8 protein-coding genes are annotated in these 12,499 nt (G+C 57.9%); 7 read left to right on the top strand and 1 reads right to left on the bottom strand.

Annotated features, from left to right (window positions below; translation table 11 throughout):
• Window positions 1-219 precede the first annotated feature (219 nt).
• The 7 genes from ACHZCX_RS19460 to ACHZCX_RS19430 all read left to right on the top strand — a co-directional run bounded on the left by ACHZCX_RS19460 (window position 220) and on the right by ACHZCX_RS19430 (window position 11,694).
• Window positions 220-441: a Nif11-like leader peptide family natural product precursor gene (locus ACHZCX_RS19460; RefSeq protein ID WP_319588870.1), complete on the top strand. Its 222-nt coding sequence runs from the start codon at window positions 220-222 to the stop codon at window positions 439-441.
• A gap of 258 nt (window positions 442-699) precedes the next feature.
• Entirely contained in the window at window positions 700-2,130 is a 1,431-nt protein-coding gene (locus ACHZCX_RS19455) for a circularly permuted type 2 ATP-grasp protein (RefSeq protein WP_319588869.1), read from the top strand.
• Between the two features lie 22 nt (window positions 2,131-2,152).
• A complete protein-coding gene (locus tag ACHZCX_RS19450) occupies window positions 2,153-3,127 on the top strand; it encodes an alpha-E domain-containing protein (protein WP_319588868.1) in 975 nt (324 codons plus the stop codon).
• 94 nt (window positions 3,128-3,221) lie between these two features.
• Entirely contained in the window at window positions 3,222-6,533 is a 3,312-nt protein-coding gene (locus tag ACHZCX_RS19445; protein ID WP_319588867.1) for a transglutaminase family protein, read from the top strand.
• 62 nt (window positions 6,534-6,595) lie between these two features.
• Complete coding sequence (locus ACHZCX_RS19440) at window positions 6,596-9,118, top strand: circularly permuted type 2 ATP-grasp protein (RefSeq protein WP_319588866.1); 2,523 nt, start codon at window positions 6,596-6,598, stop codon at window positions 9,116-9,118.
• The gene (locus ACHZCX_RS19435; protein WP_319588865.1) at window positions 9,115-9,990 is read left to right on the top strand and encodes a transglutaminase family protein; all 876 of its coding nucleotides are present in this window, start codon (window positions 9,115-9,117) and stop codon (window positions 9,988-9,990) included. The genes ACHZCX_RS19440 and ACHZCX_RS19435 overlap by 4 nt, the downstream gene beginning before the upstream one ends.
• Window positions 9,991-10,161: 171 nt before the next feature.
• Window positions 10,162-11,694, top strand: a complete 1,533-nt coding sequence (locus ACHZCX_RS19430) for a hypothetical protein (protein WP_319588864.1) — start codon at window positions 10,162-10,164, stop codon at window positions 11,692-11,694.
• Window positions 11,695-11,798: 104 nt separating this feature from the next.
• On the opposite strand, the gene ACHZCX_RS19425 is transcribed toward ACHZCX_RS19430, so the two are convergent.
• Window positions 11,799-12,452 (bottom strand): hypothetical protein, encoded by a 654-nt coding sequence (locus ACHZCX_RS19425; protein WP_319588863.1) that lies wholly within the window; start codon window positions 12,450-12,452, stop codon window positions 11,799-11,801.
• Window positions 12,453-12,499 lie beyond the last annotated feature (47 nt).

Below are 12,499 nucleotides of genomic sequence, written 5' to 3'. Positions count from 1 at the left end.
TTGTGACAGTCGACTGCCATTTTTGTCAACATTTTCCATAAAAAGAAAGGTCGTGCGTTTTAATTAAAAATTAAAATACCGATTTTTCGTTATTTTGTTAACTTCAGCAAGTTGGCCTGCTTGTTGCTTTGAATGGACAGTAACGACTCCTGAAGATCTATCTCCTTACAATCGATTAAAAAAACATATGCATGGCACCATGCATCAACGGAGGGCAATATGTCCAAAAAAAATGTGGAAGAACTTTTGATTGCCGGCGGCGCTGATGAAAAATTACGAAACAAGTATAACGAATTAAAAACAAAGGAAGAATTCGTAACCCTTGCAAAGGCTGACGGGTATGAGTTTTCAATCCAGGATCTCGACAGTGTATTGCGGGAATCGGGGGACGATTTTGACTCTTTCGGCAATCCGCCAAAACGAATGATCTGGTGGCACTGATGGGGAGAACCTTCGGATTTGCTTGATCCTTCGGTAAAGAACTGCAGGCAATCTGTGAACCGTACCGATCTCTGAGGGTTAGGATGTCATCCTCTCGTGTTTCAGGTTCCTTAACGATGGAACCGAAGAGAACGGTAGGAGGGCAATGAAAACGGCAGAAGTGATTGAATCGATCCTTGTTCGTTGCGTCATGACCTGCTTTTCGTGGCTTCTGGTGTCGATTCGTTATACTGTGCATCCTTAGGGAGGGCAGCGCCTATGGAAACTTTTAACACCTATGATCCAGGCGATTTTTTTGATGAGCTGATCAATGCTGATGGGACTCCGCGGCCCGGAGCCCAGATTTTGATCGACAAAATCGAATCGCTTCCACCCGGCGACTTAGCCCTCCGTCAGAAAGCGGCCGAGACCCTGCTGTTGAAGATGGGCATCACCTTCAACGTCTACGGCCGCGATGAGGGCACCGAAAAAATCTTTCCCTTTGATGTCATTCCCCGCATCGTTCCCGCCAGCGATTGGCAACAGATCGAAAACGGTCTCAAACAACGGATCTTTGCCCTCAACGAGTTCCTTCAGGACATTTACAACGACAAAAAGATCCTCAAGGATAAAGTCGTGCCCGAAGATCTGGTCCTCAGCAGCCGTACCTACCGCAAGGAGTGTGAGGGGTTCACTCCGCCGCGACGCATCTGGTGCCACGTCACCGGCACAGATCTGGTGCGTGACCGCGACGGCCGCTTCTATGTGCTTGAGGACAATCTCCGTTGCCCATCCGGCGTTTCCTATGTTCTTGAAAACAGGCAAGTCCTCAAACGGACTTTCCCCCAGGTCTTTGAGGCCTCGCGGGTCCGGCCGGTGGACGATTACCCCAATAAATTATTGGAGATGTTGGAGTATCTTGCTCCGGATCATGCCAAGAAGCCGACCATTGGGGTGCTCACCCCCGGCATTTACAACAGCGCCTATTTCGAGCACTCCTTCCTTTCCCAGCAGATGGGCGTCGAATTGGTCGAGGGGCAGGACCTGGTGGTGGCGGACGGCTTTGTGCATATGCTGACCACCAAAGGGTTGAAGCGGGTGGATGTATTGTACCGCCGTATCGACGATGATTTCATCGATCCTGAGGTTTTCCGCCCCGATTCATTGCTGGGCGTCAAGGGGTTGATCGGCGTTTACAAGAAGGGCCATATCGCCATGGCCAATGCACCGGGTACCGGCATTGCCGATGACAAGGTCATCTACGCCTATGTTTCTAAAATTATAAAATACTATACCGGCGAAGAACCGATTCTGCCCAACGTGCCCACCTATATCTGCAGCGATGCGGCGGACCGGTCCTATGTGCTGGACAACCTTGATCAACTGGTGGTGAAGGCGGCTAACGAGTCCGGCGGGTATGGCATGCTGATCGGACCCCATGCCAGCCAGAGCGAGCGTAACGCCTTTGCCCAAAAGATCAAGGCCGAACCCCGCAACTACATGGCCCAGCCCACCCTGTCGCTCTCCCGTGTGCCCACCATTGCCGGCGACCGGATCGAAGGGCGGCATGTCGATCTGCGGCCCTACGTGCTCTTCGGCAAAGATATTTATGTCCTGCCCGGCGGGCTGACCCGAGTGGCCTTGACCAAGGGGTCGCTGGTGGTCAACTCCTCCCAGGGCGGCGGCAGCAAAGACACCTGGGTTCTGTAAGAGAAACGAGAAGGAGGAAACAATGCTCAGCCGTGTGGCCAATTCTATTTACTGGATGTGCCGATATATCGAACGGGCGGAGAATGTGGCCCGCTTCATCAGTGTCAATCTCAATCTCCTGCTCGACATGCCCTCGGAGCGAGGTAAGCACTGGGAACCGCTGGTCATGATCACCGGTGACCAGGAGCTGTTTGAGGAGCATTATAGCGACCCGACCCAGGAGGCGGTGGTCAATTTTCTCACCTTTGACCGCCAGTACCCCAATTCCATCCTTTCCTGCCTGGCATCTGCCCGGGAGAATGCCCGCTCCATCCGTGAGATCATTTCCTCGGAGATGTGGGAACATCTCAACACCTTTTACCTGGAGATGGCTGACCCCAGGTTTCAACCCATGGCCCTGCAGGATCCGCACAAATTCTTCAAGATCATCCAGATGCGCAGCCACCTGTTCACTGGTTTGATGGACTCGACCATGAGCCACGGCGAGGCCTGGAACTTCGCCCGCATCGGTATGATGATGGAGCGCGCCGACAAGACCTCGCGGATCCTCGACGTCAAGTACTTCATGCTCCTGCCCGAGGCTGATCTGGTCAATACCCCCATCGACAACATCCAGTGGACGGCGGTGCTCAAATCCGCCAGCGCCTTTGAAATGTACCGCAAAGAGCACCACCTGATCACGCCGCGCATGGTGGCCAGTTTCCTCATTTTCGATGAGCAGTTCCCGCGCTCCATCCGTCACTGCATCACCAAGGCCCAGATATGTTTGCACCGCATCTCCGGTTCGCCTAACGGATCGAATAATAATGCGGCGGAAAAATTGCTCGGTCGTCTCAAGGCCGATCTGGAGTATACTGATATCGACGAGGTGGTGAATCAGGGGATGCACGAATACCTGGATAACCTGCAGACCCGGCTCAACCAGGTGGACGCAGCCATCGGCGCTACCTTTTTCAACATCAAACCCATGGTGGAGACGGCGACCAGCGAGCAGTAACCAGCGTCTTCACCCGAACCACTCTCACCAATCAATGGACATGGTTGCCGGATGTCTCTGGGGATCATGTCCATGCTGCTTCCAAGGACCGCCCGTGGGAATCCATGTCGCCCTGAACCACCGAACCTCGTACCGCTACGACCGCCCCATTACCCTGGCGCCGCAGATCGTCCGTCTGCGTCCGGCCCCCCATTGCCGGACGCCGATTTTGAGCTATTCCCTGACCATCACCCCGAAAGACCATTTCATCAACTGGCAGCAGGACGCCTTCAGCAACTACCTCGGGCGACTCGTTTTCCCGGAGAAGACGGCTGAGTTTCAGGTAGAGGTCGATCTGGTGGCGGAAATGATCGTCATCAACCCCTTTGATTTTTTTCTTGAACCCGATGCCGAGACCTTTCCCTTTGTCTATGAACCAGGGCTGAAAATCGATCTTGGCGCGTATCTGGCCCGTGTACCGGCCGGGGAACAGCTGAGCGCCTTTCTGCAGCAGGTCGATCGCAGTCCCAAGCAAACCATCGATTTCCTCGTTGCCCTGAACCTGCAGTTGAGCCGGCACATCCGTTATCTCATTCGCATGGAACCCAATGTTCAGAGTTGCGAGCAGACGCTGCAATTGGGCAGCGGCTCCTGCCGCGACTCGGCCTGGCTGCTGGTCAATATCCTGCGCCATCTGGGACTGGCGGCCCGTTTTGTCTCCGGCTACCTGATCCAGCTCAAAGCCGACGTCCTGTCCCTGGACGGTCCGTCCGGGCCGGAACAGGATTTCACCGACCTGCATGCCTGGACCGAGGTCTATCTCCCCGGTGCCGGCTGGGTGGGCATGGATCCCACCTCCGGCCTCTTTGCCGGCGAGGGCCATATTCCGCTGGCCTGTTCGCCGGAACCGCAGAGCGCGGCGCCCATCACCGGTGTCCTTGAAATGTGCGAGGTGGCCTTTGATCACCAGATGAGTGTGCAGCGGGTCCGGGAAGAACCGCGCTCCACCCGGCCCTATCCGGAATCGGTGTGGGAAGCCATCGTCGATCTGGGCGACCGGGTCGACCGGCAACTGGAAGCCGCCGATGTCCGCCTGACCATGGGAGGCGAGCCCACCTTTGTCGGCATCGATAACATGGATGATCCCCAGTGGAACACCGAAGCCCTTGGGTCGGAAAAGCTGCAACTTTCGACCAGCCTGATCCAGGAGCTTCGCCAGCAATGGGCCCCCGGCGGGCTGCTACATTGCGGCCAGGGCAAATGGTATCCGGGTGAATCTCTGCCCCGCTGGGCACTGGGCTGCTATTGGCGCCGGGACGGGGTGCCGGTGTGGACGGACGACCAGTGGTTGGCCGATCTGGCTAAGGATTACGGTTTTGGGAGTGTCGAGGCCAAGCTGTTCATCGAGACCCTGGCTGGTCATCTGGGGGTCAGCCAGTCCTACATCCGTGAGAGTTTTGAGGATATTTTCTACTACCTCTACAAGGAGCAACGGTTGCCGGTCAATATCGACCCCACCGATCCCCGGCTCGACGATGTTGAGGCCCGGACGCGCATGGCTCAGGCCTTTGAGCGTGGGCTGGGCGCAGTGGTGGGCTATGTTTTGCCCCTGCAGCACGGCTCCTGGAAAAGCGGCCCCTGGCCTCTGCGAAGCGAGCACCTTTTTCTGCTGCCCGGCGATTCCCCGGCCGGATTGCGCCTGCCTCTGGAGTCGCTGCCTTGGGTTTCCCCGGAAGATTTTCCGGTTGCATATCCCCTTGATCCCATGGTCGAACGGGGACCGTTGCCGGATGTGCACAGCAGCCAACACTTCGTGCAGGGGCAACCGGAGGAAGCGCCAGGGGAGGGACTTCGTACCCAGCCCGCACCCTATGCCGATCCGCAACCCGTGGCCGGTGAATCGGCAGCCTGGCTGGTGCGCACCGCGCTTTGTGTGCAAGCCCGTGAAGGTCGGCTCTATATATTCATGCCTCCCATCGTCAAGTTGGAAGGCTATCTCGAACTGGTTGCCGCCATCGAGCAGACCGCCAAGGAGACTCAATTACCAGTGGTGATCGAGGGGTACACTCCACCCTTTGACCCGCGTCTGGAATGTCTGCAGATCACCCCGGACCCCGGCGTTATCGAGGTTAACATCCAGCCCATGCGTAGCTGGCAACAGATGGTGAATTGCACCACCGCGCTCTATGAAACCGCCCGAAAGTCGCGCCTGGCCACCGAGAAATTCATGGTCGACGGCCGGCAGACCGGTACCGGCGGCGGCAACCATATCGTCATTGGCGGCGCTACACCCGCGGACAGCCCTTTTCTCCGGCGGCCCGATCTGCTCCGCAGTTTCCTCACCTTCTGGAACAATCATCCTTCCTTGTCGTTTCTGTTCTCCGGCCTTTTTATCGGCCCCACCAGTCAGCAGCCGCGCATCGACGAGGCCCGGCACGATAGCCTCTACGAACTGGAAATTGCCTTTGCCGAACTGGACCGGCAAACCAGTGCGGACCGTCCCTGCCCGCCGTGGCTGGTCGACCGGCTTTTCCGCCACCTGCTGGTGGATGTCAGCGGTAATACCCACCGGGCGGAATTCTGCATCGACAAGCTCTACTCGCCGGACAGTGCCGCCGGTCGCCTCGGCCTGCTCGAGTTCCGCGCCTTTGAGATGCCGCCGCATGCCCGCATGAGCCTGGCCCAGCAACTGCTCCTACGGATTTTTGTCGCCTGGTTCTGGCAGACACCGTATCGCCAACCCTTGGTTCGTTGGGGTACCCGCCTCCATGATCGCTTCATGCTGCCCCAGCCGGTGCAGGACGATTTTGCCGATGTCCTGGAGATTCTCAACGAGGCCGGTTTCCCGGTCGCCATGGATTTTTTCCACCCCCATTTCGAGTTTCGTTTCCCCATCCATGGGCGGCTCAATTGCCAGGGGATGGAGATCGAACTGCGTCAGGCCCTGGAGCCCTGGCATGTGCTGGGCGAGGAACCCGGTGGCGGCGGTACGGCACGGTATGTCGACAGCTCGGTGGAACGGGTGCAGGTCAAGGTCTCGGGTATGACCGGCGAGCGCTACCTCCTCACCTGCAACGGCCGCCGTGTGCCCCTGCAAGCAACCGCCACGGCCGGTGTCTACATCGGCGGGGTTCGCTACCGGGCCTGGCAACCACCCTCATGCCTGCATCCGACCATCGGCGTCCATGCGCCCCTGACCATCGATCTTTTCGATACCTGGACTGGCAGGGCAGTGGGGGGCTGCATCTACCATGTTGGCCATCCGGGGGGACGCCATCACGAGATCCTGCCGGTCAACGCCAATGAGGCCGAGGGGCGGCGGCATGCGCGCTTCATCCCCCATGGGCACACTCCGGGGGAGCCGCGACCGGTTCCAACCTTGGAAAACAACCCCTGCTTTCCTTACACCCTTGATTTACGTCGGTGAACGCAGTACATCGGTCCAGACGCCACCAAAGCGGCTGCCCTCAATGACGAGACGATGGAAGCATGAGCACATTCACTGACCCCCACAGACCCAGGACCGCACCCGGCACCCTGTTTAATGCCACCGGTTGTCCTGCGGGCGCCTATTGCGAAGCATTTACCGTCTCGGGTCAACCGCGGCAGCAGTGGCAATCCATTATTGCCGCTCTGGAGGCGACATCCCCCCAACTGCTCGGGCAGCGCCAGGAGCGGGTCGAGCGGATGCGTCACGAGGACGGCGCCACCTACAATCCCTTTGATACGCCGGACGGTAAGGGCACCCCCTGGGCCCTGGAGATGATCCCGCTGCCCATCACAGCCGCTGAGTGGGCGGGCTTGGAGGCCGGGCTCATCCAGCGGGCCGGGCTGCTCGAACAGATTCTCGCTGACAGCTACGGCCCCCAGGACCTGTTGAAAAGCGGGCACCTGCCCTCGCAACTCATCTTTGCCAACCCGCATTTTCTCCACACCTGCCACGGCATCCAGCCCTCCGGCAACCGTTTCCTCAATTATTACGCAGCCGACCTCTATCGCGGCCCGGACGGTCGTTTTCGGGTACTGCGGGATTACACCGCTAATCCGGTCGGCCTTGGTTACGCCCTGGAAAATCGGATCATTATCTCCCGCATGTTCCCCGAGTTGTACCACAGCACCCAGATCCGGCGGCTGGCACCCTTCTTCCTGGCCTTCCATAACAGCCTGGTGCAGGGTGCCTCCCTGCGCCGGGAAGACCCCAACATCGTCCTGCTTTCGCCTGGCCCGGACAGCCCGATCTACTTTGAACAAGCCCTGCTCTCCCGCTATCTGGGCTACCCGTTGGTCGAGGGGCAGGATTTGACCGTGCGTAACGGCCGCGTCTTCCTTAAAAAGCTGGCTGGGCTGGAGCCGGTGGATACCATTTTTCGGCACATCCCAGACCAGAGCAGCGATCCCTTTGCCCTGCGGCGGGAGACAGCCTCCGGCGTCGCCGGCCTGATCCAGGTGGCTCGCGAACAGAATATCGACCTCGTTAACCCCATCGGCAGCGGTTTCCTGGAGACGCCGGTGCTGCCGGTTTTCCTGCCCGAACTCTGCCGAAGGCTGCTGGGCCAGGACTTGATTTTGGAGAATCATCCGGCCTGGTGGTGCGGCACCCCGGAAGGGCAAAATCAGGTGCTGGCCAATCTGAACCAGCTGACTGTGCATCATGCCCTTGATCGTTCGGCCATGGTGGGGCATCCCGCTGATTTTGCCAGCATCATCCAGGCCTCCCCCTTCTCCTGTATGGCTAAGGAAGCGGTCCACCCCGCCGCGGTTCCCACTTGGGAGGGGCAGGGGATCAGCTCTCGTTGCACCCTGTTACGGATTTTTGCCTGCGCCACCGCTGAGGGCTTTGCGGTCATGCCCGGTGGTCTGGCTATCACCGCTAAGGAAACCGATACCCTTTTGGGCGAGATTCCGGAGCGGCAGCAGAGCAAGGATATCTGGGTGTTGTCCGACCAGCCGGTGCAACCCTTTAGTCTGATGAGCGGACTGCATGCAATCACCGAGTTTCAGCGCGGCAGCGATCTGCCCAGCCGGGTAGCGGACCACCTGCTGTGGCTGGGGCGCTATCTGGAGCGGACCGAGGGGTTGATCCGGTTGCTGCGGTCGGTCTTTCGTCGCCTCTCCAGCGAAGCGCGGCCGGAAGATATTCCGGAATTGCACTTTCTCCTCAACCTGCTGCTGGCCGGCAACACCATTGCTCCTGTCCCGGAGGGCGAGGGCGATAAATACCTTCCGCAGAACTTGGCGGCCCAGTTGCACGATGCCCTCTACCGGCAGGATCGTCCCGAGAGCGTGGTCGCTCTGCTTAAACGAGTGCAGGAGACGGCTCGTAATGTCCGCGACCGACTTTCCCCAGACTCCTGGCGGGTGATTAACCGATTGGCGGATTTCGGCGACATCCCAGCCGCTGACCCGCTGGAACTGCTCGATAATACCTTGTTTACGCTCAGCGCTTTCAGCGGTCTGGCTATGGAGTCGATGACCCGAGGTCTGGGCTGGCGGTTTATGGATATGGGGCGCCGCGTCGAGCGGGCCCAGCATCAGATTGGTCTGATCCGCCTGGGCATGCCGCAGATCTGTGTGGCCTCGCACCCGGCGCTGGAGGCGCTGCTCGAGGTTTCCGACAGCATCATGACCTATCGCGCCCGCTACCGGACCGCTTTTCAGCTGGCCCCGGTGCTCGATCTCCTGCTCATGGACGAGACCAACCCGAAATCGCTGGCCTTCCAGTTCAGCCAGCTGTCGACCCATGTCGAACAGTTGCCCCGGCCTAACGAGCGCCGATTTACCAGCCTTGAGGAGCGCATAGCCCTGGAAATGCTCACCGCTACCCGCCTGCTCGATCTCACCGGGCTGAGCTGCAGCCAGGGTGATGCCGCAAACGATGCCCTCCTGACCCACTATCTCGAAGCCATGGAGATCCGCCTCCAGGAGTTTGCCCAGCAGATCAGCGCCCACTACCTGAGCCGGGTGACGGCCACGCCTCATTTTACGATGCTGCTTGATGAGCGTGTTCCATGAAGTACCGCATTACCCATACCACCGCCTATCACTACTCAGAGCCTGCTTCCCTCTCCCAGAACGAACTGTTTCTCACGCCGCGCACCACCAACCACCAACAGGTTATAAACAGCCGCCTGACCTTCGAGCCCGAGCCCCAGTACCTGCATCGCCGCATCGATTACTTCGGCAACATCGCCCATGTCTTCATGGTGCAGCAGCCCCATGGTGAACTCGCCCTGACCGCCACCAACACTGTTCAGACCAACCCGTCCTTTATTCAGAATTCGGCGGCAACCCTGCCCTGGGAGAACGTCGTTCAAAGGTTGGTCACCCATAGGCAGCCGGAAGAACTGGAGGCCTCGCAGTTTGTTTTTGCCAGCCCGCTGATCGCCATCAATCCCGCCGTCCTCGCCTATGCCCGGCCTTCTTTTCCCTCCGGAACGCCGGTGCTTGCGGGCGCCGTTGATCTGATGCGGCGTATTTTTACCGAGTTCACCTACGACAAATCGGCGAGCACGGTGGACACCTCGGTTGCGCAGGTGCTGGCCAGCCGTAAGGGGGTGTGCCAAGACTTCTCCCATCTCGCCATTGCCTGCCTGCGCTCCCTGGGACTGGCGGCTCGGTACGTCAGCGGTTACCTTGAAACCCAGCCGCCTCCGGGTACACCCAAGATGGTGGGCGCCGATGCCTCCCATGCCTGGGTGTCAGTGTTCGTGCCCGAGGTTGGTTGGATCGATTTCGATCCGACCAACAATATGTTCGTCGGCGAGTCTCACATAACACTCGCCTGGGGACGGGATTACAGTGATGTTGCTCCAGTCAAGGGCGTGGTCATGGGCGGCGGAGTGCACACCCTCTCGGTGGTGGTGGATGTAGCGAGATTGGGATAGAAAAGGTAGGTTGGCGGAACTATCCGGTTTGGTATGATTGAGCCCGCGGAAGGAGCATTGCGAAAGAGGCTGAGCACCTTTTCGTTTTTTGAGATCGTTCCACCAAAGCGAACACCAGCTGAAATATGCTCAAACCGAATTATCCGGAACCTGAAAGAGAGGAAACAAAGCATGAAAAAGCTGTTCATACTGCTCACACTCTTTATTACCCCAACGGCTTCGGCAGGCATACCGGCCACGCCTGTCATGACCCTGTATCGATTTAACAGTGCACTCGATGTTCCCTATTACGACGTTGCCTCTTTTCGGAAAACAGGCCCCTCTGTCCCGGCCGGCACTCTCGCCCAGGGTACATCGCTTGTCCCCTGTTTAGTCGTCAGCGGCGGGCAGCCGCTCACCGACAGCCAGGGCATTCCGTATGTGGGCTTTCAGGTGGTGGTGGATTCGCGCACCGCCACACCCGCGGCGACGGAACGATTTAAAAATGCCCTCAAGGAACGTCAATCGCTGACGGTTGCCAACCACCATTGCGACGCCAGCGTTCAGTATGTGATTGATGTTCGCAACCTGTACGCCATGGGGAAAGCGCCTTCTTTTGATCCGCCGCTCCCGGCCAAAGTCAGGTCCGCCGTCAATCATCCCAGTGGCGAATTGGATCAGATCGTTCGCGCCTTCCACAATTCAACCCAGTGCGACAGCGCCAACCAGCGCCTGCTGGAGCGTCGCACCGCCTTGCAGGAGGCCTGGAATCGCTTCATTCGGGACCAGCAAAGCCGCTGGTCAAATGACTCGCTGCAGCGCGCCAAACATCTGGATTACACCATGCGCACTGCTATTTTCGAAGGGCATTTGGAGCGCGGTTGTAACGCCTATGGTGCCTGTGAACGCAATATCATTGCGCTCTCGATTCGCAACCGTGGCCGCGAGGCCTGTTCCAAGCGCCAGGGGTGCGGGGCGCCGGGGGATTTTCAGGGTGTATCGAGCGCAGTCTCGCAATACAATATCTGGGATGAATACCTGACCCAGATTTCAGGGCTGACCTCCTGTTTCCTGCGAGACGATCTGGCCGGCGAGGGCAGCGCCAGCTCCCAAAATTACAGCAAGCTGCAAAGTATGTATGCCCAGAATCTGGCGGATGTGCAAAGGATCCTGTTTGGCTCCGATCAAGACCTCATGGCGATTTTCCCCAACAGCTCGTTGCCGGATCTAAAAAAAATGAAACACTATTATCATGCCCCGGCGATGGGTAAGTGCTTTCCCCAGCATGACCGGGTCGAGTTCATCTCGGGGGCGGTAGCCAGCAAGGGCAACGACTTCGCGCTCATTGCCAATACCCGGATTCAGGTGGATCAACAGAAGGGAAGCGGATATTTCTTTCGCAATTTCGTGGTGAAGGAAGATCCGGCCAGGGATGTCATCACCATCGTTGACAATTACCCTGGATTTGTCGTGGATGGGAGACGGATTTCCCTGAAAGAAACGACTTCCAGGTGTGTTCCCTATGGCGTTCCGAGTGGTTGCCGATTCGACCAAATCGGTCGCTATCGCAAAACGCCCTCCTGGATCAATTCCGGCAAACCACTGGAGTTGCTCTGTCGCGTTGCAGACCGGGGAGAACAGTGCCAGGGAGGGGATGTACTGAAAACAACGAAAGTGGGCGGTGTTTGTGATACCGAAATGCGGCCGGTTACAGGTGCTGAGTAAGGGTGTAGGTTGGCCTTTAAATCGCTTGAATTATAGACTGGATTGGGGCGTGCTGCCCCCGCTCAACGAGTGGTTGAATGGGTACGCATCCAACCACGCCGTATTCAAGGTTTTGAGCGGAACGGCTCCCTGAGTAATCTTTCAGCAAGTTTCTTCCCCTGTTCCCTGGCCTCAATCCGCTGGGCCTCGTTGTGGCCGTATCTCGGATAGTGTTGTCGAAACCAGGAAAAGCGGCGTTGCGCGATTTTCCCTAGCAGCTTCAGAAGAAGGCCTAAAGACCGCCACGGTTCTTTGACCGGGTGGTTGAAGACGATCGGATTTTCGACCACAGAGCCGTATTGATTGAGGCGCCTTTTCATCGTCCAAAAATGCAGTCGCCAATAGGCTCGGCAGGAGATAAACGGCACCACCCGTTTGCCGCCACAGACATCTCTGCCATACCGGTCAAGAAAATCGAGCATGGGCCCGCTCGGATTATACGACCACGTCGGCCCAGCGAGAACGATACAGTCCCAGAAGTCGATACAACGTGCAGCAACCGGTGCAATGGTCATGCGCTTTTGAAAGGAGGTCACGACCATTGCGGTGGCCAGGCGGATAAAGGTTTTGAACGGAAACTCATAGGGTACGATCGGGGTAAGCCGTTCCTGCACAACCTCAATACCCGCACCTTCCAAGCCGGCGATGAAGTGCCGCAATTGCACCTTGGTCTGATGAGTGTAGGTGTAATACACGATAAGTACTCGTTTTTTATCCAAATTAAATCCTCAGTTTCGGTTTATTCCGCCTTTTCTGTACTTTTTTG

This window comes from uncultured Desulfobulbus sp. (assembly GCF_963662935.2).
Classification (GTDB): domain Bacteria; phylum Desulfobacterota; class Desulfobulbia; order Desulfobulbales; family Desulfobulbaceae; genus Desulfobulbus.
The sequence above is the reverse complement of the archived record's forward strand: the minus strand, read 5'-3'. Positions and strand labels throughout refer to the sequence as shown.